Source organism: Achromobacter sp. RW408 (assembly GCF_003184165.1).
GTDB classification, from domain to species: Bacteria; Pseudomonadota; Gammaproteobacteria; order Burkholderiales; family Burkholderiaceae_B; genus Achromobacter; species Achromobacter xylosoxidans.
On sequence record NZ_QHHO01000049.1, the window covers coordinates 1,148,831 to 1,175,043 of the forward strand.

The 26,213-nt window shown below is 68.5% G+C and carries 26 protein-coding genes; 20 read left to right on the plus strand and 6 right to left on the minus strand.

The genetic code is table 11. The features are described 5' to 3' along the window. Positions 1–162 precede the first annotated feature (162 nt). Complete coding sequence (locus DK459_RS24795) at positions 163–1,035, plus strand: DMT family transporter (RefSeq protein WP_054443455.1); 873 nt, start codon at positions 163–165, stop codon at positions 1,033–1,035. Between the two features lie 11 nt (positions 1,036–1,046). Here the strand turns inward: DK459_RS24795 and DK459_RS24800 are convergent, their stop codons facing one another. Both DK459_RS24800 and DK459_RS24805 read right to left on the minus strand, forming a co-directional pair. Then, complete coding sequence (locus DK459_RS24800) at positions 1,047–1,928, minus strand: hypothetical protein (RefSeq protein ID WP_026383573.1); 882 nt, start codon at positions 1,926–1,928, stop codon at positions 1,047–1,049. A gap of 504 nt (positions 1,929–2,432) precedes the next feature. Beyond that, a complete protein-coding gene (locus DK459_RS24805; RefSeq protein WP_024068711.1) occupies positions 2,433–3,419 on the minus strand; it encodes a tripartite tricarboxylate transporter substrate binding protein in 987 nt (328 codons plus the stop codon). A gap of 552 nt (positions 3,420–3,971) precedes the next feature. Between DK459_RS24805 and DK459_RS24810 the strand changes: the two genes are divergently transcribed. The 17 genes from DK459_RS24810 to DK459_RS24890 all read left to right on the plus strand — a co-directional run bounded on the left by DK459_RS24810 (position 3,972) and on the right by DK459_RS24890 (position 20,556). After that, the gene (locus DK459_RS24810) at positions 3,972–6,887 is read left to right on the plus strand and encodes a monovalent cation/H+ antiporter subunit A (RefSeq protein ID WP_024068713.1); all 2,916 of its coding nucleotides are present in this window, start codon (positions 3,972–3,974) and stop codon (positions 6,885–6,887) included. Continuing rightward, a complete protein-coding gene (locus tag DK459_RS24815; RefSeq protein WP_006227452.1) occupies positions 6,887–7,231 on the plus strand; it encodes a Na+/H+ antiporter subunit C in 345 nt (114 codons plus the stop codon). Before DK459_RS24810 ends, DK459_RS24815 begins: the two co-directional genes overlap by 1 nt. Further along, entirely contained in the window at positions 7,228–8,859 is a 1,632-nt protein-coding gene (locus DK459_RS24820; RefSeq protein ID WP_006388134.1) for a monovalent cation/H+ antiporter subunit D, read from the plus strand. Before DK459_RS24815 ends, DK459_RS24820 begins: the two co-directional genes overlap by 4 nt. Further along, positions 8,859–9,341: a Na+/H+ antiporter subunit E gene (locus DK459_RS24825; RefSeq protein WP_006388135.1), complete on the plus strand. Its 483-nt coding sequence runs from the start codon at positions 8,859–8,861 to the stop codon at positions 9,339–9,341. The genes DK459_RS24820 and DK459_RS24825 overlap by 1 nt, the downstream gene beginning before the upstream one ends. Continuing rightward, entirely contained in the window at positions 9,338–9,619 is a 282-nt protein-coding gene (locus DK459_RS24830; protein ID WP_006388136.1) for a K+/H+ antiporter subunit F, read from the plus strand. Before DK459_RS24825 ends, DK459_RS24830 begins: the two co-directional genes overlap by 4 nt. Then, positions 9,616–9,954 (plus strand): monovalent cation/H(+) antiporter subunit G, encoded by a 339-nt coding sequence (mnhG, locus tag DK459_RS24835; protein ID WP_006388137.1) that lies wholly within the window; start codon positions 9,616–9,618, stop codon positions 9,952–9,954. Before DK459_RS24830 ends, mnhG begins: the two co-directional genes overlap by 4 nt. Before the next feature lie 231 nt (positions 9,955–10,185). Further along, positions 10,186–10,683, plus strand: a complete 498-nt coding sequence (locus DK459_RS24840) for a hypothetical protein (RefSeq protein WP_026383570.1) — start codon at positions 10,186–10,188, stop codon at positions 10,681–10,683. Between the two features lie 112 nt (positions 10,684–10,795). Further along, positions 10,796–11,644: an HAD family hydrolase gene (locus DK459_RS24845; RefSeq protein WP_024068715.1), complete on the plus strand. Its 849-nt coding sequence runs from the start codon at positions 10,796–10,798 to the stop codon at positions 11,642–11,644. A gap of 10 nt (positions 11,645–11,654) precedes the next feature. Then, the gene (tadA, locus tag DK459_RS24850) at positions 11,655–12,146 is read left to right on the plus strand and encodes a tRNA adenosine(34) deaminase TadA (RefSeq protein ID WP_054470132.1); all 492 of its coding nucleotides are present in this window, start codon (positions 11,655–11,657) and stop codon (positions 12,144–12,146) included. Then, positions 12,143–13,192, plus strand: coding sequence for an LD-carboxypeptidase (locus DK459_RS24855; RefSeq protein WP_076469297.1), 1,050 nt, complete (start codon positions 12,143–12,145; stop codon positions 13,190–13,192). The genes tadA and DK459_RS24855 overlap by 4 nt, the downstream gene beginning before the upstream one ends. 144 nt (positions 13,193–13,336) lie before the next feature. Further along, positions 13,337–14,941, plus strand: coding sequence for an ABC-F family ATPase (locus DK459_RS24860; protein WP_006388142.1), 1,605 nt, complete (start codon positions 13,337–13,339; stop codon positions 14,939–14,941). Between the two features lie 186 nt (positions 14,942–15,127). Next, positions 15,128–16,345: an MFS transporter gene (locus DK459_RS24865; protein ID WP_024068718.1), complete on the plus strand. Its 1,218-nt coding sequence runs from the start codon at positions 15,128–15,130 to the stop codon at positions 16,343–16,345. 112 nt (positions 16,346–16,457) lie between these two features. Beyond that, entirely contained in the window at positions 16,458–17,228 is a 771-nt protein-coding gene (locus DK459_RS24870) for an ABC transporter ATP-binding protein (protein ID WP_006388145.1), read from the plus strand. Between the two features lie 75 nt (positions 17,229–17,303). Then, positions 17,304–18,302: an ABC transporter substrate-binding protein gene (locus tag DK459_RS24875; RefSeq protein WP_006388146.1), complete on the plus strand. Its 999-nt coding sequence runs from the start codon at positions 17,304–17,306 to the stop codon at positions 18,300–18,302. Next, entirely contained in the window at positions 18,299–19,072 is a 774-nt protein-coding gene (locus tag DK459_RS24880; protein ID WP_026383568.1) for an ABC transporter permease, read from the plus strand. The genes DK459_RS24875 and DK459_RS24880 overlap by 4 nt, the downstream gene beginning before the upstream one ends. Before the next feature lie 5 nt (positions 19,073–19,077). Further along, the gene (locus DK459_RS24885) at positions 19,078–19,896 is read left to right on the plus strand and encodes a transporter substrate-binding domain-containing protein (RefSeq protein WP_110135130.1); all 819 of its coding nucleotides are present in this window, start codon (positions 19,078–19,080) and stop codon (positions 19,894–19,896) included. A gap of 72 nt (positions 19,897–19,968) precedes the next feature. Beyond that, positions 19,969–20,556, plus strand: coding sequence for a YigZ family protein (locus DK459_RS24890; RefSeq protein WP_006388149.1), 588 nt, complete (start codon positions 19,969–19,971; stop codon positions 20,554–20,556). 33 nt (positions 20,557–20,589) lie between these two features. On the opposite strand, the gene DK459_RS24895 is transcribed toward DK459_RS24890, so the two are convergent. Then, positions 20,590–20,964: a co-chaperone YbbN gene (locus tag DK459_RS24895; protein ID WP_006388150.1), complete on the minus strand. Its 375-nt coding sequence runs from the start codon at positions 20,962–20,964 to the stop codon at positions 20,590–20,592. A 197-nt stretch (positions 20,965–21,161) separates the two neighbouring features. Continuing rightward, a complete protein-coding gene (locus DK459_RS24900) occupies positions 21,162–22,184 on the minus strand; it encodes an LLM class flavin-dependent oxidoreductase (protein WP_006388151.1) in 1,023 nt (340 codons plus the stop codon). A gap of 378 nt (positions 22,185–22,562) precedes the next feature. Between DK459_RS24900 and DK459_RS24905 the strand changes: the two genes are divergently transcribed. Further along, positions 22,563–22,919 carry a VOC family protein gene (locus DK459_RS24905; RefSeq protein WP_110135131.1) on the plus strand — a complete coding sequence of 119 codons (357 nt, stop codon included), beginning with the start codon at positions 22,563–22,565 and terminating at the stop codon, positions 22,917–22,919. A gap of 84 nt (positions 22,920–23,003) precedes the next feature. On the opposite strand, the gene DK459_RS24910 is transcribed toward DK459_RS24905, so the two are convergent. After that, complete coding sequence (locus DK459_RS24910) at positions 23,004–24,296, minus strand: NCS2 family permease (RefSeq protein WP_006388153.1); 1,293 nt, start codon at positions 24,294–24,296, stop codon at positions 23,004–23,006. Between the two features lie 108 nt (positions 24,297–24,404). On the opposite strand from DK459_RS24910, the gene tsaD reads away from it, so the two are divergent. Then, positions 24,405–25,436, plus strand: coding sequence for a tRNA (adenosine(37)-N6)-threonylcarbamoyltransferase complex transferase subunit TsaD (tsaD, locus tag DK459_RS24915; RefSeq protein ID WP_006388154.1), 1,032 nt, complete (start codon positions 24,405–24,407; stop codon positions 25,434–25,436). A gap of 69 nt (positions 25,437–25,505) precedes the next feature. Here tsaD and plsY read toward each other — a convergent pair whose 3' ends face one another. Then, complete coding sequence (plsY, locus tag DK459_RS24920; protein WP_006388155.1) at positions 25,506–26,147, minus strand: glycerol-3-phosphate 1-O-acyltransferase PlsY; 642 nt, start codon at positions 26,145–26,147, stop codon at positions 25,506–25,508. Positions 26,148–26,213 lie beyond the last annotated feature (66 nt).

Consider the following 26,213-nt stretch of genomic DNA (forward strand, 5'->3'; position numbering starts at 1 on the left):
CCGCACACCTCCCGCTCCCGCTTTATCGCCTGGATCCGCCGCGCTGATGCGCCGACGCGTTTGCGTCCGCCCGCCGCGCGTCCATGCCTGATTCGTTCCGTGCTTCGCAAGACGCGCGCACGCCGCGGGAGCCTGTTCCATATCCGACAGGTAGAAATTCTCATGTCTTCAAATCGCAATGCGTGGGCCGCCTACGGCTCCACCTCCTTGTTCGTGCTGCTGTGGAGCGGCGGCGCAATCTTCGCCAAATGGGGCCTGGCGCATGCCTCGGCCTTCGGCTTCCTGCTGCTGCGCTTCATTCTGGCCCTGGCGGTGTTGCTGCTGATCTGCGCGGGGCGGCGGCGCTGGCTGCCCGCGCCGGGCACGCGCGGTATCGTCGCGCTGACCGGGCTGCTGCTCATCGGCAGCTATTCCATCTGCTATCTGCTGGCGCTGGACCATGGCATCACGCCGGGCGTGCTGGCCACGCTGCTGGGGGCGCAACCCATCCTGACCCTGGCCCTGCTGGAGCGCCGCTTTCCGCCCATGCGGCTGGCGGGCCTGCTGCTGGCCCTGTGCGGGTTGGCGATGGTGATGTTCCAGAGCATCGGCATGGCGCGTTTCTCGGTGGCCGGCATGGCCTTCGCATTCGCGGCGCTGGCCAGTATGACGGCCGGCGCCATCCTGCAAAAGCGCGTGCGCCAGGCGCCGATGGACGTGATGCCGCTGCAGTACGTGGTGAGCCTGGCGCTGTGCCTGCTGTTCGCGCCGTTCCAGCCGCTGCATGCGGATTGGAGCGTGGGCTTCATCCTGCCGCTGTTGTGGATGGGCCTGGTGATCTCGGTCGGCGCGACGCTGTTGTTCTACCGCATGATCCAGTCCGGCAACCTGGTCAACGTCACCAGCCTGTTCTACCTGGTGCCGGCGGGCACCGCGGCGCTGGATTACCTGGTGCTCGGCAACCGGCTGTCGCTGCTGAGCCTGGGCGGCATGGCGGGAATCCTGCTGGGTTTGATGCTGGTGCTGCGGGCGCCGGCCGCGCAGCCTGGGAGCTAATATCCCCCGCGCTACGCGTGCGCGGTTTCTTCCTGGCCGGCCCAGTGGCCGCTGACCAGTTGCGCCGGGCGCTCGCGCGCCTGGACCCGGGCGCAGACCGCCCAGGCGTCCAGGCGCACATTCAGGCCGGCATAGACGCCATGGCCGTCGCCCGCTTGGATGCAGCCATCGGCATGCACGCCTTCGCCGGCGCGGATCGAGCCGTCGGCGCGGATGTCTTCGCCTGCGATCAGGCCCCACCCCGCGGCCAGGTGGCCGCCGCAGGCAATGGTGGCGCCCGCCTGGATGCCGCAGGCGGCATCGATGTCCTTGGCGGCCTGGACGCCGCCGCCGGCCTTGATTCCCTGGCCGCATTTGAGGGCGCCTTGCACCTGCACGTCCTGCCCGGCCCGCAGGTGGCCGGTCACGGCCAGGTCCTGGCCGGCGCAGATGTCCCATTTGGCGCGCACGTTGCCGCGGCAGTCCAGCAGGGTGGCGACCTCGATGCCCCATTCGGCGGAAACGTCGCCGCCCGCGCGCAGGTCGCCGGCGCTGGCGATGTTGGCGCCGGCGGTGATGTTCTCGCCCGCAACGATGGATTCCCCGGCGCGAATGCCGCCGCCGGTGATGATGCTGCGGCCGGCGCGCACCACGCTGTCGACGTTGATGCCCATGCGCACCTCCAGCGTGCCGGCAAAGACGATGGCCTGCGCGTCGAGCGTGTCCAGCTTCAGCACTGCGTCGGTCGGCCCGAACTGGTCCAGCAGCCAGCAGGCGTCGCCCACGCGCCCGTCGGCCACCAGGGCATCGAGGACAGCCTGGTAGTCCCCCTGTCCGTTGTGGTCCCGCAGGAACCATTTGTAGCCTCCCGCGCAGGGATTCTTGGCTTTGACGAATTTCTTGGTGAGTTGCATGGCTCGGTGGCGATCAAGGCGTGGCGCCGCCCGCCGGACGAAGCCGGCGCGCGGACGAAACATGTGGCGAAAACCGCCCGGCCATTCGGCGAGGCGGTGGCGGCGGCCGGCCTGGCGCCTGGCGGTGCGCACGACATGGGGACGTACGGACGTGCTGGCGGCCGGCGGCGGCCGGTACGGACGAGACGGAAGGGAGGGGAGGCGGGCGCTTAGCCGGGCTTGGAGCGCGCGTAGGCGGAACGCGCGGCGACTTCCTGCGAGCTCAACAGGGTCGAGCGCAGGGCGCAAAGGACGCAGGCGGCGTCGGAGAGGCGGGAAAAATCGGTTCGCACGGGCGAAATGGTAGCAGAGCCCGCGCCCGCCATCCGCCGATGTGTCGCGGGCGCCTCGTCCGAATGGTCCGAATCCGCTGATCCGGCCCCCACGCTGCCAGCCTGCGGCGCGGGGGGAGCGGCGGACAGGGAGCCTGCCCGCCGGCTACGCGGCAATGCCTTGCGGCAAGCCTCAGTTGCTCGACTGGATGTTGCGTTCCTTGGCGATGCGCTGGCGCAGCTCCAGTTCACGCTTGATCTGGGCGGCGTATTCGGCCGGCGTGTTGCCGTCGACCAGCGAGCCGCCGTCGGCCAGGCGTTGCGCGATCTTGGGATCCTTCAGCGCCTTGACGGTGGCATCGTGGATGCGGTCGATCACCGCCTGGGGCGTGCCGGCGGGCGCGACCAGGCCGTACCAGGCCATATTGTCCATTTCCGGCAGGCCGCCTTCGGCGAAGGTCGGCACGTCCGGCAGGGCGGGCAGGCGCTTGGGCGCGGCAATGGCCAGGGCGCGCAGCTTGCCGGCCTGGATGTGCGGCATGGACGAGGGCAGGTTGTCGAACTGGGCGTTGACCTGGCCGGCGATCACGTCGTTCAGGGCCGGGCCCGAACCGCGATAGGGTACGTGCACCATGTCGGTCTGGGTCAGCGACTTGAACAGTTCGCCGTCCAGGTGGCCGATGCCGCCGGCGCCCGACGAGGCGTAGCTGTACTTGCCGGGGTTGGCCTTGAGCAGGGCGACGAACTCCGCCACCGACTTGGCCGGCACCGCGGGATTGACGGTCAGCACGTTGGGCACATTCACCATATTGGTGATGGGCGCGAAGTCCTTGAGCGGGTTGTAGGGGGTCTTGGGATTGGTGGCGGGGTTGGTGGCCATGGTGCTGACGGTGGCCACGCCCAGGGTGTAGCCGTCCGGGGTGGAGCGCGCCAGCGCGTCGGCGCCGATCGAGCCGCCGCCGCCGCCGCGGTTTTCCACCACCACGGCCTGGCCGAGTTCTCGGCCCAGGCCTTCGGCCACCACACGGGCGACGATGTCGGTGGTGCCCCCGGCCGCGAACGGCACGATCAGGCGGATGGGTTTGTTCGGGTAGGCGTCAGCGGCTTGCGCGGCGCCGCTGAGACAGAGGCCGGCGAGGGCGGTGGCCAGGGCGGCCTTGGCTTGGGACAGCACGGTCAAGAGTCTTCTCCATATTATTGAATCCGAGCCGGCCGGCTTCGATGGCCGGCGTCGGTGAAGCGCGCCGGGCGCGGATGCGGGCCTGGCCGACGCTTCGTGGGCGCCATTCCACACAGTTACACCACCCCGGTCAATCGGGATTCCCCCTGCATCGCATGGGGGTATTTGATGCCGCGCAGAAAAGGCCCTGATCGGCGAAGTTGTGGCTAAAAAACGTATGCTGACAATAACTTGAACGAAAACGGGGGCATCATGGATGCGTAATGAATGCGCATCGAACATGTCGTCATCCCCTCGGTACGTGCATAAATCTCTGCATAACTTACAAGAATCTGATATTTTTCGGATGAGATTCTTGGCCGGTCTTGCAATAAAGCTATTGCGTTTGTTTCTGTCTGCGCCGTTCAATGGGGCGTTGGTCGAAGTCCCCGCGGGGCAACGTGTAGTGCAGCGACGCACCGGGCCAGGGTTCCGTCCGTTTTTCAATCCCCGGTTCGTTTCGTCTCTCGCTGCCGCGCTGGCGGGAGGGGGCCCGGACATTCTCGGAACGCCATGTCGCTGATACTGATCCTCGCTCTGCCGTTTGCCGGCAGCCTGTGCGCCGCGCTGCTGCCTTCCAACGCCCGCAACGCCGAGGCCTGGTTGGCGGGCATCATCGCGCTGGTGTGCGTGGTTCTGGTCGCCAGCCTGTATCCGCAGGTGGCCGATGGCGGCGTGATCCGCGCCGACATGCCCTGGGCGCCCGCGCTGGGGCTGCAATTCACCCTGCGCATGGACGGCTACGCCTGGTTGTTCGCCCTGATCGTCTCGGGCATGGGCGCGCTGGTGGTGCTGTACGCGCGCTATTACATGTCGCCGGAAGACCCGGTGCCGCGCTTTTTCTCGTTCTTCCAGGCCTTCATGGCCGCCATGCTCGGCGTGGTGCTGTCGGGCAACCTGATCCAGCTGGTCATGTTCTGGGAAATGACCAGCCTGGCCTCGTTCATGCTGATCGCCTATTGGCATCACCGCCTCGATGCCCGCCGCGGCGCGCGCATGGCGCTGACGGTGACCGGCGCCGGCGGGCTGTGCCTGCTGGCCGGGGTGCTGATCCTGGGGCACATCGTCGGCAGCTACGACATGGACCGGGTGCTGGCCGCCGGCGACCTGGTGCGCGCCGACCCCTGGTATCCCGCCGTGCTGGTGCTGGTGGCGCTGGGGGCGCTGACCAAGAGCGCGCAGTTCCCGTTCCACTTCTGGCTGCCCAATGCCATGGCGGCGCCCACGCCGGTGTCGGCCTACCTGCATTCGGCCACCATGGTGAAGGCCGGCGTGTTCCTGCTGGCGCGCTTCTGGCCGGTGCTGGCGGGCACCGACGAATGGTTCTGGATCATTGGCGGCGCCGGCCTGATCACCCTGGTGCTGGGCGGCTATGCCGCCATCTTCCAGCAGGACATGAAAGGCGTGCTGGCGTACTCGACCATCAGCCACCTGGGCCTGATCACTTTGCTGCTGGGGCTGAACAGCTCGCTGGCGCTGGTGGCGGCGGTGTTCCACATGGTCAACCACGCCACCTTCAAGGCCTCGCTGTTCATGGCGGCGGGCATCGTCGACCACGAAACCGGCACGCGCGACCTGAGCCGCCTGTCGGGGCTGTACAAGGCCATGCCGATCACGGCCACGCTGGCCATGGTGGCCGCCGCCTCGATGGCGGGCGTGCCGCTGCTCAACGGCTTCATCTCCAAGGAAATGTTCTTCGCCGAGACCACCTTCGTCAGCGGCGACTGGATAACGCGCACCGGCCTGCCGCTGGCGGCCACGGTGGCGGGGGCTTTCAGCGTGGCCTATTCGCTGCGCTTCATCCTGCAGGTGTTCTTCGGCCCGCCGGCCACCGACCTGCCGCGCGCCCCGCACGAGCCGCCCGGCTGGATGCTGGTGCCCAGCGGCCTGCTGGTGCTGATGTGCCTGGTGGTGGGCATCCTGCCGGGCGTGACCCTGGGCCCGTTCCTGGCCACGGCGGCGCGCAGCATCCTGGGCGCTGACATGCCTGAATACAGCCTGGCCGTTTGGCACGGCGTCAACCTGCCGCTGGTGATGAGCTTCGTGGCCATGACCGCGGGCGTGATCCTGTACCTGGCGCTGCGCGCGCACCAGCGCGCCAATCCGGGCCGGGTGCCGTTCATCTACCGCCTGGATGGCCGCCGCTCGTTCGAGGCGCTGCTGGACGGTTCCAGCGTCGCGGCCGCCTGGTTGCTGCGCTGGCTGGCTTCGTCGCGCCTGCAGGTGCAGATGGTGCTGATCGTGCTGGGCACGCTGTTCGTGGCCTGGCTGCCGCTGCGCGCGGGCGGCTGGCTGGACGGCACCGGCCGCCCGGCCCCGGTGGACCCGGCGTTCGCCCTGTTGTGGCTGGTGGGCTGCGTGTGCGCCGTGGCGGCCGCCTACCAGGCCAAGTACCACCGCCTGGCGTCGCTGGCGCTGGCCGGCGGCGCGGGCCTGGTGACCTGTCTCACGTTCGTCTGGTTCTCGGCGCCCGACCTGGCGCTGACGCAACTGTCGGTCGAAGTGGTGACCGTGGTGCTGTTGCTGCTGGGCCTGCGCTGGCTGCCGCGCCGCATCGCGCAGGACGAGGACGAAGGCCTGGGCGCGACGCTGCGGGCCCGTGGCCGCCGCCTGCGCGACCTGCTGCTGGCCACCGCCGCCGGCACCGGCATGGCGGCGCTGGCCTATGCCGTGCTGGTGCGGCCGCAGGGCGAGACCATCTCCTCGTATTTCGTCGACCGCGCGCTGCCCGATGGCGGCGGCACCAACGTGGTCAACGTGATCCTGGTGGACTTCCGCGGCTTCGATACCTTTGGCGAAATCACCGTGCTGGGCATCGTGGCGCTGACGGTCTATGCGCTGCTGCGCCGCTTCCGCCCGGCGCCCGAGAGCGCCGACCTGCCGCGCCAGCAGATCGACCAGGACGGCCCGGTGCCGGCCGCGCCCGACATCAAGTCGGTGGTGCCGACCGGCCCGATGATGGTGCCCACGGTGCTGGTGCGCCTGCTGCTGCCGACCGCGGCGCTGATCTCGGTGTATTTCCTGCTGCGCGGCCACAACCAGCCGGGCGGCGGCTTCGTCGGCGGCCTGATCTTCGCCACCGCCGTGATCCTGCAATACATGGTGGGCGGGGTCTACTGGGTCGAGTCGCGCAGCCGCCTGAACCCGCAGAACTGGATCGGCATCGGCCTGCTGTTCGCCGGAACGGCGGCGGTGGCCGCCTGGCTGGCCTACAAGCCGTTCCTGGCCGCGCTGGCCTGGGACATCGCCTTGCCGCTGGTGGGCCACGTGCACCTGTCCAGCGTGTTGCTGTTCGACCTGGGCGTCTACATGCTGGTGGTCGGATCCACCGTGCTGGTGCTGGTGGCGCTGGCTCACCAATCGCTGCGCGCGCAACGCAAGGCAGCCGCCGAAAGCCAGGCGGCCGCCGCACAAACGGGGGAAGCCTGATGGAATTGATTTACGCCGTCGCGATCGGCGTCCTGGCGGGCTCGGGGGTCTGGCTGCTGCTGCGGCCGCGCACCTTCCAGTTCATCATGGGCCTGTCGCTGGTCTCCTACGCGGTCAACCTGTTCATCTTCGGCATGGGCCGCCTGACCTCGGGCCGTCCGCCGGTGGTGGACCCGGCCATGGCCCATGATCCTTCCTGGTATGCCGATCCGCTGCCCCAGGCGCTGGTGCTGACGGCCATCGTGATCGGCTTTGCCACCACCGCGCTGTTCCTGGTGGTGCTGCTGGCTTCGCGCGGCTTGACGGGCACCGACCACGTCGATGGACGGGAGTCCCAATCTTGAGTTTCTGGCTGCAACACCTTCCCATCCTGCCCATCATCACGCCGCTGCTGGCCGGCGCCGTGATGCTGTTGCTGGCCGACACCAGCCGCTACGCGCGCGGCGCCATCGCCATGGTGTCGACGCTGGCGCAACTGGCCGCCGCCATTGCGTTGCTGGCGGTCGCCGGCGGCGTCGTGCCGGGCGTCTGGCCGGACGGCGTCGGCGTCTACCTGGTGGGCGACTGGCCCGCGCCGTTCGGCATCGTGCTGGTGGTGGACCGCCTGGCCGCGGTCATGCTGACCCTGACCGCGGTGCTGGGCCTGGCCACGCTGACCTACGCGCTGGCGCGCTGGGACCGCGCCGGGGTGCACTTCCATTCGCTGTTCCAGTTCCTGCTGATGGGCCTGAACGGCGCCTTCCTGACGGGCGACCTGTTCAACCTGTTCGTGTTCTTCGAAGTGCTGCTGGCCGCGTCCTATGGGCTGCTGCTGCACGGCTCGGGCGTGGCGCGCGTCAGCGCCGGCCTGCAGTACATCGCCGTCAACCTGGTGGCCTCGTTCCTGCTGCTGATCAGCATCGCGCTGATCTATGGCGTGAGCGGCACGCTCAACATGGCCGACCTGGCGCTGCGCGCCGGCAACCTGACCGGTTCGGACCGCATGCTGTTCGAGGCTGGCGCCGCCATCCTCGGCGTGGCCTTCCTGGTGAAGGCGGGGGCGTGGCCGTTGAACTTCTGGCTGGTCAAGGGCTACGGCTCGGCCGGCGCGCCGATCGCGGCCATGTTCTCGATCATGACCAAGGTCGGCATCTACGCGCTGCTGCGCATTGGTTCGCTGCTGCTGCCCAGCGGCGCGCCGGCCGCGTTCAGCCTGGACTGGATGTTCGCGGCCGGCCTGGCCACGCTGCTGTTCGGCGGCCTGGGCCTGCTGGCCACGCAGCAGCTCGAGAAGATGGTGGGGTATTGCGTCATCGTCTCGGCCGGCACGCTGCTGACGGCGCTGGGCATGCCGGGGGTGACGCTGACCGGCCCGGCGCTGTTCTACCTGATCAGCTCGGTGCTGACCACGGGCGCTTTCTTCCTGCTGGCCGAGCTGATCGAGCGCACCCGCAGCTTCGGCGCCAACGTGCTGGCGGTGACGCTGGACGCCTTCGACCTGGACGACCCGACCTCGGTGAATCGTTCCGACGACGTGGTCGGCGTCGCCATCCCGGCAGCCATGGCTTTCCTGGGGCTGGCATTCATCTGTTGCGCCTTGCTGGTGACCGGGCTGCCGCCGCTGTCGGGCTTCGTAGCCAAGTTCTCGCTGCTGTCGGCGGCGGTTTCCGCCGCCAATGAATCGGCGCCGCCGATGGACGCGTGGATCCTGGTGGCGGCGGTGCTGGTGTCCGGCCTGGCGGGCCTGATCGGCCTGGGCCGCACCGGCATCCGCGTGTTCTGGGCCAGCGACGACCGCAGCACGCCGCGCCTGCGGGTGATCGAAGCCGGGCCGGTGGCCGTCCTGCTGCTGCTGTGCGTGGGCCTGGCGGCGGGCGCGGGCCCGGTGTCGGCCTACCTGGACGACGCCGCGCGTTCGCTGGACCAGCCCAAGAGCTACATCGATGCCGTCATGTCCGCGCAGACGGTGCGCGCCGCGCAAGGAGGCAGCTGATGCGCCGTCTGTATTTCCTTTTCCTGCCGGTGTTCCTGTTCGTCCTGTGGCTGGTGCTGAACGAAAGCCTCTCGGCCGGCCAGATCGCGCTGGGCGTGGCGCTGGCCCTGTGGTTCACCTGGGCCGCGTCGCGCCTGCGTCCGCTGCACGCCAAGCCGCGGCGACTGTGGAAGGCGATTCCGCTGTTCCTGCACGTGACCGCGGACATCATCAAGTCCAACGTCGCGGTCGCCAAGCTCATCCTGAACCCGCGGCCCAACGATTTTTCGCCCGGGTTCATCAAGATCCCCCTGACCATGCGCGACCCGCACGGCCTGGCCATGCTGGCCTGCATCGTCACCTACACGCCCGGCACCGTCTGGGTCGAACTGACCGACGACCACCGTCTCAAGCTGCACGTGCTCGACCTGCAGAACGAGGAAGACTGGGTGCGCCTGGTGCAGGACCGCTATGAGCGCCCCTTGATGGAGATATTCGAATGAACGCCATACTGTATTGGGCGGCGTCCTTTGCCCTGGTGTGCTTTGCGCTGGGCATGGTGTTCGCCACCATCCGCCTGTTGCGCGGCCCCACCGCGCAGGACCGCGTGCTGGCGCTGGACACGCTCTACATCAACGGCATGCTGACCATGCTGGTGTTCGGCATCCGTTCGGGCACGCCGGTCTACTTCGACATCGCGCTGCTGATCGCGCTGTTCGGCTTCGTGGGGTCCACGGCCATGGCGCGCTTCCTGTTGCGCGGCGAGGTGATCGAGCCATGATCGAAACCCTTCCCCTGTGGGCCAGCATTCCGGCCAGCATCCTGCTGGTGCTGGGCGGCCTGCTGGCGCTGACCGGCTCGGCCGGCCTGCTGCGCTTTCGCACTTTCTACGCCCGCATCCATGCGCCGACGCTGGGCAACACCATGGGCTGCGGCTGCGTGCTGGCCGCGTCGATCCTGGTGTTTTCGGCGCTGTCGTCGCGGCCGGTGTTTCATGAAGTGATCATTACACTGCTGCTGATCGTCTCGTCGCCGGTGACGGCGATGCTGCTGATGCGCGCGGCGGTATACCGTAACCGTTTGACCAAGGCCGACGCCGATCTGGACGCGCGCTAGGCGGGCGGGGGCCGAGCAGGGCACGCAAAGGGACGGAACGGAAAAATCCGGCGTCGGGTTGCGCGGGCGCAATGGATATTGCGTCGCAGCATCGGAAACTTCAGCTTACGATTGCACGTTGCTGGACATGTCCCCGTCGTCCCATCGTGGGATAGTTGTATCAAGCAGACGGCGCCGGCCCACGAAGCCGCGTCGTCCCGGGTTCAATCCTCTTTCTCCAAGGAGCTGGCCATGAATGTACGTCCCATGCACACCAAACGCCTTGCGGCATCCCTTTGCGCGGCAGGCCTGATGCTGGCCGCGGGAGCGGCGCAGGCGGCCGACCCGATCGGCCGCGCCGGCATCCAGGCGCAATACGAACAGGATGTGGCGGCTTGCAAGAACGGCAGCACCGGGCAGGAACGCACCGCCTGCATGCGCGAGGCGGGCGCCGCCCGCCAGGAAGCCAATCGCCAGCACCTGAGCGATGGCAGCACCGACCAGCACCAGCAGAACATGGTGGAACGCTGCAACCGCCTGCCGGCCGATTCGCGCCAGGACTGCATCACGCAGATGACTTCGCCGACCCAGGTGCGCGGCAGCGTGCAGGGCGGTGGCGTGCTGCGTGAAACCGTGATCCAGGTGCCCGCCGGCACCGCCGGCACGGTGCCGCCCGCGCCGCCGGCCACGGCGCCCGGCATGGCGCCCGCCCCGGGCATGGCGCCGCCGCCGGCGCCGATGCGCCAGTAACGGCGCTCGAAGGGCCAGGGGAGGGCGTCATGCCCTTTCCCCGCGCCCCTGGGGCCCGGCCGCCGCCACAATCAGGCAAAATGGCGGCTGTCGCCCTTACTCACGCATATCCATGTCCGACGTCATCGCCCTGATTTTCGACTTCGACGACACGCTGGCCTCGGACAGCACGTCCGGTTTCCTGGAAAGCATCGGGGTGGACACGGCGTCCTTCTGGAAAGACCAGGTCGACCCGCTGCTGTCCAGGCAGGACTGGGATCCCGTTCCCGCCTACCTCTACCAGATGATCCAGCTCTCGCGCGAGGGCAGGCATGGGCTCATCACGCAGCAGCGCCTGCAGGACTGGGGCGCGCGGCTCGAACTGCACGACGGCGTGTCCACGCTGTTCCAGCGCCTGCGCGCCGCGGTGCGGGCCGAGCAGCCGCAGGTGCAGCTGGAGTTCTACCTGATCTCCAGCGGCATCGGCGACGTGGTCCGCTCCACGCCCATCGCCCACGAGTTCACCGAGATCTGGGCCTCCGAATTCACCTATGGCGCCGACGGCGGCATCGAGTTTCCGCGCCGCATCGTCAGCTTCACCGACAAGACGCGCTATCTGTTCCACATCCAGAAGGGCATCATCGGCCGCGATTTCCGCAACAAGCCGTTCGAGGTCAACCGCAAGGTGCCCGAAGACCGCCTGCGGGTGCCGTTCGACCAGATGGTGTTCGTCGGCGACGGCTACACCGACATCCCGTGCTTCTCGCTCATCCGCCGCGCCGGCGGCTTCGCCTTCGGCGTGTGGGATCCGAAGCACCGTGACAAGCGCAGCCGCGCCTGGGGCTTCATCGAGGAAGGCCGGGTATCGAACCTGAACCAGGCGCGCTACGACGAGAACGCCGAGCTTTACCAGTGGCTGGAAGAGGCCGTGACCAGCCTGGCCGGGCGCATCGCGCTCAAGTCGCGGGTGTACCGTGGTTGAGCCGCTCGCCATGGCGGCCACGCCGCCCTGGACCGCGCAGGATGCCGATTTCATGACGCTGGCGCTGGACCAGGCGCGGGCGGCCTATGACATCGGCGAGGTGCCGGTGGGCGCGCTGGTGGTCTCGGCCCAGGGCGACATCCTGGGGCGCGGCTACAACCGCACCATCATCGACCACGACCCCACGGCGCATGCCGAGATCGTCGCGCTGCGCGGCGCCGCGCGCGCGCTGGAAAACTACCGCCTGCCGGGCATCACCGTGTACGTCACGCTGGAACCCTGCGTCATGTGCATCGGCGCCATGCTGCATGCGCGGCTGGCGCGGGTGGTGTTCGGCGCCTACGATCCCAAGACCGGCGCCTGCGGCAGCGTGCTGGACGTGGGCTCGGTGCCCAGACTCAATCATCACACTTCAGTCACCGGCGGCGTGCTGGCGGAACCCTGCGGCGATCTGCTGCGCCGGTTCTTCCGCGAACGCCGCGCCAAGGAATCCATCGCATGAGCAACACCCGAGGCGCCAAGGCGCGCGCCGCCAAGGCGGCCGCCGCCCCGGCGCATGACCACGCCAGCCACGATCACGACCACGAATGCGGCGAGGCCTGCGGCCACGACCACAGCCACGACCACGAACCGGGCCACGTCCACGGCTTCCCGGACGCGCGCGGCATCTACCTGATCTCGCCGTCGTCGGCGGTGCGTGACCCCCAGACCGTCGAGCTGGCGCGCGAGCGCCTGGCCGCGCAGGGCTTCAAGACCGCGCTGGACCGCACCGCGCTGGCCGAGCACCAGCGCTTTGCCGGCACCGACGCGCAGCGCCTGGCCAGCCTGACGCGCGCCGCCAAGCAGAAGCTGCCGATCGTCATGGTCACGCGCGGCGGCTACGGCATGGGCCGGCTGCTGCACGCGATCGACTGGAAGGCCATGGCCGACAGCGGCAAGCGCTTCGTCGGCATGAGCGACTTCACCGCCTTCAACCTGGCGTTGCTGGCGCAGACCGGCGCGGTCAGCTACACCGGCGCCACCGCCATCTACGACTTCGGCGGCAAGAAGGTCGACGACCTGACCGAAGCGCTGTTCGGCGAAGTCATGCGCGGCGAACTGGAAATCCTCAGCTTCGAGACCCAGGACGCCGACCCGGTCGATTGCCGCGGCATCCTGTGGGGCGGCAACCTGGCGATGTTGACCTCGCTGGTGGGCACCCCCTACATGCCGAAGGTGCGCGGCGGCATCCTGTTCCTGGAAGACGTGGCCGAGCATCCCTACCGCATCGAGCGCATGCTGATACAGCTTTGGCAGGCCGGCATCCTGGGCAGGCAGAAGGCCATCGTGCTGGGGCGCTTCTCGGACTACAAGCTGGCGCCGCACGACAAGGGCTACGACCTGCACGAAGTGGTGGCCTGGCTGCGCAAGACGGTCAAGGTGCCGGTGGTGACCGGCCTGCCGTACGGTCACGTGGCCACCAAGGCGACGCTGCCGATCGGCCAGAAAGTCGGCATCGCCACCGAAAAGGGCCTGGCCCACCTGGTGCTGGACGAGCACCATCACTGAGGCCCCGGCCCGCCTGGTTTTTCCGACCGCCCGGCCCGCGCCGGGCGGTTTGCCATCCGGGCTTGGTACACTATCAGGTTTCGCCGCATGCCGGCGTTGTCGCGCCATCCTGGCGCCACATCCATTTCCCGCTGCTAAAACACTGTGATATCCACCGCCAATCTCACCATCCAGTTCGGTCCCAAGCCCCTTTTCGAGAACGTCAGCGTCAAGTTCGGGGAAGGCAACCGCTACGGGCTGATCGGGGCCAACGGGTCCGGCAAGTCGACGTTCATGAAGATCATCGGCGGCGACCTGGAGTCGTCGGCCGGCAACGTCTCGCTGGAGCCGGGCGTGCGCCTGGGCAAGCTGCGCCAGGACCAATTCGCCTTCGAGGACCTGCGCGTGCTGGACGTGGTGATGATGGGCCACACCGAGATGTGGGCCGCGATGTCCGAGCGCGACGCGATCTACGCCAACCCGGAAGCGTCGGAAGACGACTACATGCGCGCGGCCGACCTGGAGGCCAAGTTCGCCGAATATGACGGCTACACCGCCGAAGCCCGCGCCGGCGAGCTGCTGCTGGGCCTGGAAATCGCCGTGGACCAGCACAACCTGCCGATGCGCGAAGTGGCGCCGGGCTGGAAGCTGCGGGTGCTGCTGGCGCAGGCGTTGTTCTCGAACCCGGACGTGCTGCTGCTGGACGAGCCGACCAACAACCTGGACATCAACACCATCCGCTGGCTGGAAAACGTGCTCAACAGCTACCAGAGCACGATGATCATCATCAGCCACGACCGCCACTTCCTGAACCAGGTCTGCACCCACATGGCCGACCTGGACTATGGCGAGATCCGCATCTACCCGGGCAACTACGACGACTACATGCTGGCCTCGACGCAGGCGCGCGAGCGCCTGGTGGCCAACAACGCCAAGGCCAAGGAACGCGTGGCCGAACTGCAGGACTTCGTGCGCCGCTTCGCCGCCAACAAGTCCAAGTCGCGCCAGGCCACCTCGCGCCTCAAGCAGATCGACCGCATCAAGGCCGAGCAGGTCGTGGTCAAGCCGTCGTCGCGCCAGAACCCGTACATCCGCTTCGAGCAGAACAAGGTCATGCACCGCCTGGCGGTGACCGTCGAGAACCTGTCCAAGTCCTACGACGCGCCCGTGATCCGCAACTTCTCGGCCATGGTCGATGCCGGCGAGAAGATCGCCATCATCGGCGCCAACGGCGTCGGCAAGACCACCTTGCTGCGCCTGTTGGCCACGGACCTGGCGCCCGATGCCGGCACGGTCAAGTGGTCGGATAACGCGGACCTCGGCTACATGGCCCAGGACGTGTCGGATCAGTTCCTGCAGACCGATATCAACCTGCTCGACTGGATGGGCGACCATCGCCAGCCGGGCGACGACGACCAGTCGATCCGTTCGGTGCTGGGCCGCCTGCTGTTCTCGGCGGACGACCTGCCCAAGGCGCCCAAGGTGCTGTCCGGCGGCGAAAAGAACCGCATGACCTTCGGCCGCCTGATGCTGGGCCGCCACAACGTCATGCTGCTCGACGAGCCGACCAACCACCTGGACATGGAATCGATCGAATCGCTGCAGTTCGCGCTGGAAAAGTACGAAGGCACGCTGGTGTTCGTGTCGCACGACCGCGAATTCGTGTCCGGCCTGGCCACGCGCGTGATCGAGATCCTGCCCTCGGGCGAGATCGTCGACTACCGCGGCGGCTACGAAGACTACCTGTCCTCGCGCGGCATCGAAGCCTGATACTCGGAGCCCGATGCCACGGGCCTGATATGCGGGCCTATGGCCCGGCCCTACGTCCAGGCCTGCTGGCGGGCCTGACTGCCGGGCCAGGGCGGCAGACTGGCCGGCGTTCAGCCTGCCGCAATCCTGCTGGGCTATCATCCGGGTAAACCCTGGCCCGTTGCGCCAGGTTCCACCCAGTCTGCCATGCCTCCCACTCCTCATACCACGCCCGATGGCGCGCCCATCGGGACGTTCGCATTGACCGCGCGCATCGTCGCGATCGCGTTTTTCACCTTCATCTGTTATCTGGCCATCGGCCTGCCGCTGGCGGTGCTGCCGGGCTACGTGCATGACCAGCTCGGCTACGGCTCGGTGCTGGCCGGGTTGGCCATCAGCGTGCAGTATGTGGCGACGCTGCTGAGCCGGTCGCACGCGGGTCGCATGGCCGATACCGTGGGCCCCAAGCAGACCGTGGTGATCGGCATGGCCGCCTGTGCCGCCAGCGGCGTGTTCCTGCTGCTGGCCTACGCCTTCGAGCGCAGCGCCTGGCTCAGCCTGGGCGCCATCATCGTCAGCCGGCTGGCGCTGGGCTTCGGCGAAAGCTGGGTCGGCACTGGCTCGGCCACCTGGGCCATCGCCCGGGTCGGCCCGCTGCACACGGCGCGGGTGATTTCCTGGAACGGCATCTGCACCTACGGCGGATTGGCCTTGGGCGCGCCGCTGGGGGTCTACCTGGAGACCGAATGGAGCATGGGCGCGCTGGGCGGCGCCGTGCTGCTGCTGGGCTTGGCCGGCCTGGGGCTGGCGCTGGCGCGGGCCGCGGTGGCCATCGTCGGCGGCCACCGCATGGCCTTCAAGAGCGTGGTGCTGCGGGTGTTCCCGCATGGCATGGCGCTGGGACTGGGCTCGGTCGGCTTCGGCACGCTGGCGGCCTTCGTGGCGCTGTACTACGCCAGCTTCTCGTGGGAGGGCGCGGCGCACGCGCTCAGCGCCTTCGGCTGCGCCTTCATCGGCGTGCGCCTGCTGTTCGCGGGCACCATCACGCGCTATGGCGGCTTCAGGGTGGCGCAGGTGTCGTTCCTGGTGGAGGCGGCCGGCCTGGCGCTGCTGTGGCTGGCGCCCAATCCCGGCGCCGCGCTGGTGGGCGCGGCCCTGACCGGCTGTGGCTTCGCGCTGGTGTTCCCGGCCATCGGGGTCGAGGCGGTGGCGCGGGTGCCGGCGGGCAGCCGCGGCGCGGCGCTGGGGGCCTATTCGGCCTTCCTCGACCTGGCGCTGGGCGCGACCGGTCCGGTGGCGGGTTATATCTCCGGCGGTTTCGGCTATCCGGCGATCTTCCTGTCCGCCGCGGTGGCGGTGCTGTTCGGCTTCCTGATCGCGGTCGGCCTGCAACGGCATGCCAGCCGATCGGGGGCGGCCGCCTGAAGTGGCTGTTTTATAACTCCAGGCATTAAGAACATGCGATATTTATCGTTTGGATTCATATAACGAATTGTTAGATTAGGCCCGTTCCCCACGCGCGCCCACGATTCGTTCCATGAACCTGACTTTCGACCACGTCCACAAGCAATTCGGCGACCTGCCGGTCGTCGACGGTTTCACCAGCGAATTCAAGACCGGCGAGCTGGTCGCGCTGGTGGGGCCGTCAGGCTGCGGCAAGTCGACCCTGCTGCACCTGGCGGCCGGCCTGGAAAAACCCACGCAAGGGCAGGTGCTGGCCGACGGCAAGGCCGTGAGCGGTCCGCATCCCAGCCGCACGCTGGTGTTCCAGGAGCACGCGCTGTATCCGTGGCTGACGCTGGAAGACAACGTGGCGCTGGCGCTGGAATTCCAGAAGACCCCCAAGAAGCGCGCCCGCGAGGCGGCGCGCCAGTGGCTGGCGCGCGTCAGCCTGGCCGGCTTCGAACACTATTACCCGCACCAGGTGTCCGGCGGCATGCGCCAGCGCGCCGCGCTGGCCCGCGCCTTCATCGCGCAGCCGCAGACGATGCTGATGGATGAACCTTTCGGCGCGCTCGATGCGCTGACGCGCCTGGCGCTGCAGGACGTGCTGCGCCAGTTGATCGCGCAGGAAAAACCCACGGTGCTGCTGGTGACCCACGACGTCGACGAGGCGCTGTTCTTGGCCGACCGCATCGTGGTGTTCAGTCCGCGCCCGGCGCGGGTGCTGCGCGAATTCAACCTGGCCCATCGCGCCAAGAGCCACGACCTGTCCGACCTGGCCGCCGAGAAGCGCGAGATCCTGCGCCTGCTGGGCATCGCGGTCGACGGCGCGGCGGCGCATTCCGACCTGGCGCTGGCCGCCTGACCCTTTCGATTTTCCGGTTCACGGGCGGCGCCAGTCAGTGGGCGCCGGCCATCCTCGATCCCCTGGAGCTTTCCCATGAAATTCAAGCAATGGCTGTCCCTGCCGCTGGCCGCGGCGCTCCTGGCCGCGGCGCCCGCCATGGCCGCCGAGAAATTCCGCGTCGGCTATCTGCGCGTGATGGACGATGCGCAGGCCATCGTGGCGCAGGAAGGCGGCTACTACAAGAAGGCCGGCCTGGATTCCGAGCTGATCGAGTTCAAGTCGGGCACCGACCTGATCAAGGCCATCGTCGGCGGCCAGCTGGACATCGGCGTGCTGGGCTTCACCAACGCCGTGGCCTGGGCCTCCAAGGGCGCGGACCTGAAGGTGGTGGGTGGCGCGCAGCAGGGCTACCACTCGCTGATCGTGCGCGACGACTCGGGCATCAAGGACATCGCCGGACTGAAGGGCAAGACGCTGGCCTCGCAGGCCGAAGGCAGCACCGCCGACGTGGTGCTCAAGGGCGTGGTGCTCAAGCAGGGCAACCTGGCCGCCGACGACGTCAACGTGATGGGCGTGAGCCCGGCGGTGGCGGTGCAGTCGCTGGTGGGCAAGCGCGTGGACGCGGCCTTCCTGTTCGAACCCTATGACCGCATCGCGCAACTGGTGGCGCCGGTCAAGCAGATCTACGAAGTGGGCCAGGCCTGGCCGTTCCCGTGCATGGTGGTGATCACCTCGGGCGAGACGCTGGCCAAGCGCAAGGACGACGTCTGGAAGGCGCTGGACGCGCAGAACCAGGCCATCGCGCTGCTGCAGAAGGAACCGGCCCAGGCCTCCAAGCTGATCGCCTCGTACTTCATCGCCGAGCCCACGCTCAAGACGCTGAACCGCGGCGAGCTGCCGCGCGAGACCGTGATCGCCGAAGCCATCAGCACGCAGGTGTTCACGCCCAAGCTGACCGAGAAGGACACCAAGCGCATGCAGGAGATCGCCGACATCCTGCAGGCCCAGGGGTCGCTCAAGACGCGCGACGGCAAGCCGTACGACGTCTCCAGCATCGTCGACCTGTCCTGGCAAGAGGCGCGCAAGCTTTGAGCGCATCGACCCGTGTGACCGGCGCCCGCAAGCATCTGGCGGGCGTGCTCGGTGTGCTGTTCATCCTGGCGCTATGGCAGGCGGCGGCGTTGGCCTTGCCCGACTTCCTGATGCCGGGCGTGCCCGCCGTGCTCGAACGCCTGTTCGAGGACCTGGGCAAGCAGTCGTTCCACCAGAGCCTGATGGGCACGCTGGGCCGCCTGGGCGCGGGCTACGGCCTGGCGCTGGCGGCGGGCATCGGCTTCGGGCTGGTGGCGGCCGTGCTGTTCTTCTTCCGTGAAGTGCTGCGCAGCGCCATCGTCATCCTGCAATCGATCCCGTCGATCGCCTGGGTGCCGCTGTTCCTGATCGTGATGGGTTTCGGCAGCACGCCGATCATCGTGGTGGTGGCGCTGTCGGCGTTCTTTCCGGCGGCGCTGAGCGTGATGAACGCCACCGAATCGGTGCAGCGCGTGCATGTTTCGGCCGCCCGCGTGATGGGCGCCACGCCCTGGGGCCTGGTCAAGCGCGTGTACCTGCCGGCCGTCATGCCCGAGCTGATCACCGGCGCCCAGCTGGCGTTCGGCAATGCCTGGCGCGCGCTGATCTCGGCCGAAATGCTGATCGGCTTCGGCAAGGGCCTGGGCCGTTCGCTGGCCTATTCGGGCGAGATCGCCGACATGACCGGCGTCATGACCAACATCCTGGTCATCGCGGTGCTGGCCGCGCTGATCGACCAGTTCGTGCTCGAGAACCTCAAGCACCGGCTGCTGCGCTACCAGTACGTGTGAGGCCCATGATGCGGCGCGGTCTGCGTTTCCTGGCCTGCCTGGCGGCCTTGCTGTCCGCCACCGGCGGCGTGGCGGCGGCCGACGGCCTGGCGGCCGCGCGCCAGCGCGGCGAGCTGGTGGTGGGCGTGCCGTACCTGGCGCCCGCGCCGGTGGCCGGCGCCAAGATCCGCACCCCGGAAGGCCTGGATATCGCCATGGCCGAGAAGCTGGCGCAGGATCTGGGCCTGCCGTTCAGCCTGCGGCAGGTGGCGGCGGCCGACGCGGCGCGGCTGCTTGCCGCGGGCGAGGTCGACGTGGTGCTGGCCGATCGGGTGCAGCCGGCCCAGGCGCTGCCCGGCGATCTGGCGGCGGTGGCCACCGGCTACGCCGCGCGTCCCAAGGCCGTGATCCGCAGCGATACCCGCATGCGCCAGGGCAGCGATGCCCGCGGCCGCAGCGTCTGCATGGCCGAGGCCGCCGTTGGCGCGCAGGCGCTGGCGCGGGGCTGGGGCGCGGTGGTGCGCACTTATCGGGTGCCGTCCGACGCGCTGGTCGCGGTGCGCGAGGGCAGCTGCGACGTCGGCCTGATCGACGACGCGGTCTGGGAACCGCTGATGCGTTTTCCCGAATGGAAGAAATTCTCGGCCACGCTGCGCCCCGACGGCGCCCGCTCTGAGCGGGTCTGGCTGCTGCCGGCGGCCGATACGGCCACGCAGTCCTGGCTCGATGCGCGCATGCGCGAATGGGCGCGGGCCGACGCCTGGAAGGCCTTGACCGCCAAATGGGCCCGAGACGTGGCTTTCGACGTCTATCTGGACCAGGAAGTCGCCGACTGCCACGGCTGAGCCCGACGCGGCCCGGATCCGTCCGCAAAGGCCGGGCAGGCCGGTGGGGCGCGGCCCTTACAATGGCGGGCTATGACCACCACCTTGACCGCCGTCTGCTCGCACGAGGAAGACGTCAAGAAAAGCCGCTTCATCGCCCATGCCGCGCCCGTCGCCACCGTCGACGAGGCCATGGCGTTCTTCGCGGCGCACAGCGAGCCCGAAGCCACCCACAACTGCTGGGCCTACCGCATCGGCCAGGAATACCGCTTCAATGACGACGGCGAGCCCGGCGGCACGGCAGGACGTCCGATCCTGCAGGCGATCGAGGGGCAGGGCATGGACCGCGTGGCGGTGCTGGTGGTGCGTTGGTTCGGGGGCGTCAAGCTGGGCGCGGGCGGACTCGTGCGGGCCTATGGCGGCTGCGCCGCCAACTGCCTGCGCAACGGCCCGCGCACCGAGATCGTGGACCTGGCCACGGTGGCGTGCGCCTGCGGCTTCGCCGAGCTGCCGCTGCTGAAGTCGCGGCTGGCGCAGGCCGGCGCGGTGATCGTGCAGGAGGATTTCAGCGCGGACGGGGTGGCGTTGCGCTTCACGGTGCCGCGCGGCGCCGTGGCCGACCTGGAGATGACGGCGGCCAACATCACGCGCGGCCGCTCGGCGTGGGAACAATTGGCGTGACATGCGACAAGGGCCCCGAGGGGCCCTTGTGCATCACGCGTCCTGGCTGTCCTGGGCCGCGGCGATTTCCTGGTGGACCTTTTCCATGTCGACTTCCTTGATCTTGGCGAGCAGCTCATTGAGCTGGCCGCCGGACAAGGCGCCGGGCTGCGAGAACAGCAGGACTTTCTCGCGGAACACCATCAGCGTGGGAATCGAGCGGATGCCCAGCGCGCCGGCCAGTTCCTGTTCCACGTCGGTGTTGACCTTGGCGAAGGTGACGTCGGGATGCTCGGTGGCGGCCTGCTCGAAAACCGGCGCGAAGCCACGGCACGGGCCGCACCAGGGGGCCCAGAAGTCCACGATCAAGGTGCCGTCCGGCGTGATGGCTTCCTGGAAGCTGTCTTTGGTGAGTTCAACAATACTCATTTTGGATCCTTGCCGCTGGCGCGGCGCAAAGTGTCGGTATCAGCGGCCCGGGGACGCCTGCCCCGGACCGGATGCGGCGACGCGGTTGCCGGTCCTGCCGGTCCATAGTAGAGCGGGGACCGGTCGCGTCGCAATGGTTGGCGCTGTGGCGAGCGCGGTCTGCGGAGCTTGTGGGGCCGGCGGCGGGGCTGCCGGCCTCACGCCGCGGTTGTTGTGGGTACGCCGTCGCGCTGCTTGAGCGCGGCGACGATCTCGAAGGAACGCAGGCGATCGGCGATATCGTAGAAATCGGACACGATCATGACTTCGTCGGCTTCCGTCTCGGCGACCAGGGCTTCCAGCCGGCGCTTGACGGTTTCGGGGCCGCCGACGATGGCGGCGCCCAGTCTTTGATTGACCGCCTCGCGCTCCCATTCGTTCCAGAGCCCGTCCATGCTGTCGACCGGCGGCTGCAACTGCAGGCGGTTGCCGCGCACCAACGACAGGAACTTGAGCTGCTGCGTGGTGGACAGGCGCCGGGCCTCTTCATCGGTGGGGGCGGCCACCACCGGCACCCCGATCATGGCGTAGGGTCGGGCCAGCGTCTCGGACGGCTTGAACAGGTGGCGGTACAGGCGCATCGCCGCCATGCCCTCGGGCGAGAAGTGGCCGGCGAACGAGAACGGCAGGCCCAGTTCGGCCGCCAGCCGGGCGCTGAAATCGCTCGAACCCAGCAGCCAGATGGGGATGTCCAGGCCTTCGCCAGGGATGGCGCGCACCGGCTGGCCCGGCCGCGAAGGCGCGAGAAAGCCGCGCAACTCCTCGACCAGCGCCGGGAATTCCAGGCCGCTGCGCGGGCCGCGGCGCAGCGCGTGCTGCGTGGCGCCATCGCTGCCGGGCGCCCGGCCCAGGCCCAGGTCGATGCGGCCAGGGTAGAGGGTTTCGAGCGTGCCGAACTGCTCGGCGATGATCAGCGGCGCATGGTTGGGCAGCATCACGCCGCCCGAGCCGACGCGCAGCGTCGAGGTGTGCCCGGCGATGTGGCCGATCAGCACCGCCGTGGCGCTGCTGGCCACGCCGTTGATGTTGTGGTGTTCGGCCAGCCAGAAACGCTTGTAGCCGAGCCGTTCGACGTGCTGGGCCACCGCCACGCTGTTGCGGAAGGCGTCGGCGGCGTCGCGACCCTGCACGATCGGGGCCAGGTCCAGCACCGAGAAGGGGATGCGGGCCAGGGTGCTCATGCGCGGCGCTCGCGTGGGCGGCGGGGACAGGACGAATGCGGGGTGTGGCGAGACAAGGTCGGCTCCATGGTCTTATATACATGGGGAGTGTATCGGCGAATTCAACCGCTCCCGCCAGCAACCATACGGGCCGGCGGGTTGATAGCCGGACTCAATGATGACGATTTGCCGGGCGGCCCGCGACCCGGGCAGTCGTACCGGTATAGTGGTCACGTCGGCGCCGCAAGCATCGTTCCCGCGGCTCCAGGTCCGCCCCCCGATCGCGCCGCCGCGCCTGCGATTGCCAACATGATCGGCAGCGTCTGGCCGTTTCGTCCAAGACGGGGCCACTCGAATCGGCGATGATGCGGTTTTCTTCGATATCCGCGGGAGACACGCATGGGCGCCACCGGCAATAACCACCAGATCGACAACATCGAATTCAACGTCGCCGACATCGCCCGCAGCAAGCGCTTCTATGGCGACGCCTTCGGCTGGTCGTTCACCGACTACGGGCCGACCTACACCGAATTCACCGATGGCCGCCTCAAGGGCGGCTTCACCACCGGCGAGCCGGTGCGCCCGGGCGGGCCGCTGGTGATCCTGTACGCCGACGACCTGGTCGACGCGCAGCGCCGCGTGACGGCGGCGGGCGGCCGCATCAGCCGGGAGGCCTTCGATTTCCCCGGCGGCCGCCGCTTCCACTTCGCCGACCTCGATGGCCATGAACTCGCGGTCTGGACCGCCGTGGCCTAGCGGCGGGTGCGCGCCGGCATGAAAAAACCGCCGCCTTCCGGACCGGAAGCGCGGCGGTTTTGCATGGGGCGCGTCTGGCGGACGTTATTCCGGGAAGAACGCGTAGCGGATGACGAACAGGATCGCCACCAGCCAGGTGGCCGGATGCACGTCGCGCACGCGGCCGGTAGCGGTCTTGAGCACCACGTAGCTGATGAAGCCGAAGGCGATGCCGTTGGCGATGGAGTAGGTGAACGGCATCACCAGTGCCGTCAGCGCGGCCGGGGTGGCTTCGCAGACGTCGTTCCAGTCGATGTCGATCAGCTCGCGCATCATCAGGCCGGCCACGTAGAGCAGGGCGGGGGCGGTGGCGTAGGCGGGCACGGCGCCGGCCAGCGGCGAGATGAACAGCGCGGCCAGGAACAGCAGGGCCACCACCAGCGCGGTCAGGCCGGTGCGGCCGCCGGCCTGCACGCCCGAGGCGCTTTCAACGTAGGCGGTGGTGCTGCTGGTGCCCAGCATCGAGCCGGCCACGATGGCGGTGCTGTCGGCGAACAGGGCGCGGCCCAGGCGGTTGGGGCGACCCTCCGGCATCAGGCCGGCGCGTTTGGCCACGCCCACCAGCGTGCCGGTGGCGTCGAACACCTCGACCAGCACGAACACCAGGATGACGTGCACGAATCCGGTGTGCAGCGCGCCCAGGATGTCCATCTTGAACAGCGTCGGCGCCAGGCTCGGCGGCGCCGCGAACACGCCCTTGAATTCGTTGTAGCCCAGCGCCATCGACAGCACCGTGACCACCAGGATGCCGATCAGGATGGCGCCGCGCACGCGCAGCGCGTCCAGCGAGGCGATGATGAAAAAGCCCAGGATGGCAAACAGCGGTCCCGGGGTGGTCAGGTCGCCCAGCGTCACCTTGGTGGCCGGATGCGCCACCACGATGCCGGCGCTGGACAGCGCGATAATGGCCAGGAACAGGCCGATACCGGCGGCGATGGCGCTGCGCAGCGAATGCGGGATGCCCTTGACCAGCCAGACCCGGATGCCCGAGATGGTCAGGACCAGGAAGATCACGCCCGAGATGAACACGGCGCCCAGCGCCTGCTCCCAGGTGTAGCCCATGGTCTTGACCACGGTGAAGGCGAAGAAGGCGTTCAGCCCCATGCCCGGCGCCATGCCGATCGGCCAGTTGGCGATCAGCGCCATCACCAGCGAGCCCAGCGCGGCGGCCAGGCAGGTGGCGACGAACACGGCGTTGCGGTCCATGCCGGTGGACGACAGGATGTCCGGGTTCACGAAGATGATGTACGACATCGTCAGGAATGTCGTCAGGCCGGCCACGATCTCGGTTCTCGCGGTCGTGCCGTGTTCACGCAGGTTGAATAGCTTCTCCAGCATTCTTATCCCCAGGGTGCTTGCAGGCTCGGTTTGTCGGAAGGGGGCTTGGCCGCCCTCGGTCATTTTGTAAACGGGCGTATTTTCGCATCAGTTGTAAACTCTGCCGCCATGATTATTCTCGGCTTTGAAAGCTCCTGCGACGAAACGGGCGTCGCAGCCGTCTGTACGGAACGCGGCCTGCTCGCGCACGCGCTGCACACCCAGATCGCCATGCACCAGGAATACGGGGGCGTGGTGCCTGAACTCGCCTCGCGCGACCATATCCGCCGCGTGGTGCCGCTGACGCACCAGGTGCTGCAGGAGGCGGGCCTGGAAATGTCGGACATCGGGGCGGTGGCGTATACGGCCGGGCCCGGTCTGGCCGGCGCGCTGCTGGTGGGCGCCAGCGTGGCGCAGTCGTTCGCCTGGTCGCGTCACCTGCCGGCCATTGCCATCCATCACCTGGAAGGCCACCTGTTGTCGCCGATGCTGGCCGACCCGCGGCCCGATTTCCCGTTCGTGGCGCTGCTGGTGTCCGGCGGCCATACGCAGTTGATGCGGGTCGACGGGGTGGGGCGCTACGAATTGCTGGGCGAAACGCTGGACGATGCCGCCGGCGAAGCCTTCGATAAGTCGGCCAAGCTGATGGGCCTGGGCTATCCGGGCGGACCGGCGCTGGCGCGCCTGGCGGACCAGGGCGATGCCGCGCGCTTCGACCTGCCGCGCCCCATGCTGCACAGCGGCGACCTGGATTTCAGCTTCAGCGGCCTGAAGACGGCCGTGCTGACCCGGGTCAAGGCGGCCGAGCAGGACGGCGGACTGGATGAGCAGACCCGCGCCGACCTGGCGGCGGCCACCCAGGCCGCCATTGTCGAGGTGCTGGCCGCCAAGTCGATCCGCGCCCTCAAGCAGACCGGCCTGCGCCGCCTGGTGGTGGCCGGCGGGGTGGGCGCCAACCAGCTGCTGCGCGCCAGGCTGGCCGCCGCGCTCAAGCCGCTCAAGGCACAGGCCTATTTCCCGCCGCTGTCGTTGTGCACCGACAACGGCGCCATGATCGCCTTCGCGGCGGCCGAACGGGTCAAGGCCGGGCTGGTGACCCTGGATCCCGATGCGCACGGATTTACCGTGCGGCCGCGCTGGGACCTGGCGGAGATCGGCTGAGCCGGGCAATGAAAAGGGGGCCGCGGCCCCCTTTTCATTTGTGCCGCGACGCCCGTACCGGCGCGCGGATCACTTTTTCTTGCCGCCGCCGATGCGGCTTTCGGTGCCTTGCACCAGGCGCGTGATGTTGGCGCGGTGGCGGTAGAACAGCAGCACGCCGATGATGGCCAGGGCAATGCCCATGGCCGGCTGGGCATACCAGGCCAGGCCGGAGCCGAACACGTAATAGACCGGCGCGAAGAATGCGGCCACCAGCGAGGCCAGCGAGGAATAGCGGAAGAACACCGCGATGATCAGCCAGGTGGCCGCCGTGGCGACCGCCAGCCAGGGCTGGATGGCGACCAGCACGCCCAGCGCGGTGGCCACGCCCTTGCCGCCCTTGAAGCCCAGGAAAATCGGGTACAGATGGCCCAGGAAGGCGGCCACGGCGACCGCGGCCAGCGGCCCGGGGGTGATGCCGGGCGCCAGGCGCTGCGCCAGCCAGACGGCGAACCAGCCCTTGGCGGCGTCGCCCAGCAGGGTCAGCGCGGCGGCGGTCTTGTTGCCGGTGCGCAGCACGTTGGTGGCGCCGGGGTTCTTCGAGCCGTAGCTGCGGGGGTCCTGCAGTCCCATCAGTTTGCTGACGACCACCGCGAACGGCACGGAGCCAATCAGGTAGGCCAGCAGGATGAGCGCAGCGGAGAACGCCAGGGAGGGTTCGGTGATCGCCATGGGTAAGGGGTCCGTTGTTGTCGTGCGTTGTCTCGATGGCTGCGGATTCTACCCCGGCGGCCCGGC

Coding starts and splice junctions, on each gene's coding strand:
- DK459_RS24870 (WP_006388145.1), top strand. CDS start 16,458: ATGAACCTGACTTTCGACCACGTCCACAAGCAATTCGGCGACCTGCCG.
- DK459_RS24875 (WP_006388146.1), top strand. CDS start 17,304: ATGAAATTCAAGCAATGGCTGTCCCTGCCGCTGGCCGCGGCGCTCCTG.
- DK459_RS24810 (WP_024068713.1), top strand. CDS start 3,972: ATGTCGCTGATACTGATCCTCGCTCTGCCGTTTGCCGGCAGCCTGTGC.
- DK459_RS24905 (WP_110135131.1), top strand. CDS start 22,563: ATGGGCGCCACCGGCAATAACCACCAGATCGACAACATCGAATTCAAC.
- DK459_RS24800 (WP_026383573.1), bottom strand. CDS start 1,928: ATGCAACTCACCAAGAAATTCGTCAAAGCCAAGAATCCCTGCGCGGGA.
- DK459_RS24825 (WP_006388135.1), top strand. CDS start 8,859: ATGCGCCGTCTGTATTTCCTTTTCCTGCCGGTGTTCCTGTTCGTCCTG.
- mnhG (WP_006388137.1), top strand. CDS start 9,616: ATGATCGAAACCCTTCCCCTGTGGGCCAGCATTCCGGCCAGCATCCTG.
- DK459_RS24840 (WP_026383570.1), top strand. CDS start 10,186: ATGAATGTACGTCCCATGCACACCAAACGCCTTGCGGCATCCCTTTGC.
- DK459_RS24890 (WP_006388149.1), top strand. CDS start 19,969: ATGACCACCACCTTGACCGCCGTCTGCTCGCACGAGGAAGACGTCAAG.
- DK459_RS24910 (WP_006388153.1), bottom strand. CDS start 24,296: ATGCTGGAGAAGCTATTCAACCTGCGTGAACACGGCACGACCGCGAGA.
- DK459_RS24865 (WP_024068718.1), top strand. CDS start 15,128: ATGCCTCCCACTCCTCATACCACGCCCGATGGCGCGCCCATCGGGACG.
- DK459_RS24830 (WP_006388136.1), top strand. CDS start 9,338: ATGAACGCCATACTGTATTGGGCGGCGTCCTTTGCCCTGGTGTGCTTT.
- tsaD (WP_006388154.1), top strand. CDS start 24,405: ATGATTATTCTCGGCTTTGAAAGCTCCTGCGACGAAACGGGCGTCGCA.
- DK459_RS24900 (WP_006388151.1), bottom strand. CDS start 22,184: ATGAGCACCCTGGCCCGCATCCCCTTCTCGGTGCTGGACCTGGCCCCG.
- DK459_RS24845 (WP_024068715.1), top strand. CDS start 10,796: ATGTCCGACGTCATCGCCCTGATTTTCGACTTCGACGACACGCTGGCC.
- plsY (WP_006388155.1), bottom strand. CDS start 26,147: ATGGCGATCACCGAACCCTCCCTGGCGTTCTCCGCTGCGCTCATCCTG.
- DK459_RS24895 (WP_006388150.1), bottom strand. CDS start 20,964: ATGAGTATTGTTGAACTCACCAAAGACAGCTTCCAGGAAGCCATCACG.
- DK459_RS24795 (WP_054443455.1), top strand. CDS start 163: ATGTCTTCAAATCGCAATGCGTGGGCCGCCTACGGCTCCACCTCCTTG.
- tadA (WP_054470132.1), top strand. CDS start 11,655: ATGGCGGCCACGCCGCCCTGGACCGCGCAGGATGCCGATTTCATGACG.
- DK459_RS24885 (WP_110135130.1), top strand. CDS start 19,078: ATGATGCGGCGCGGTCTGCGTTTCCTGGCCTGCCTGGCGGCCTTGCTG.
- DK459_RS24855 (WP_076469297.1), top strand. CDS start 12,143: ATGAGCAACACCCGAGGCGCCAAGGCGCGCGCCGCCAAGGCGGCCGCC.
- DK459_RS24815 (WP_006227452.1), top strand. CDS start 6,887: ATGGAATTGATTTACGCCGTCGCGATCGGCGTCCTGGCGGGCTCGGGG.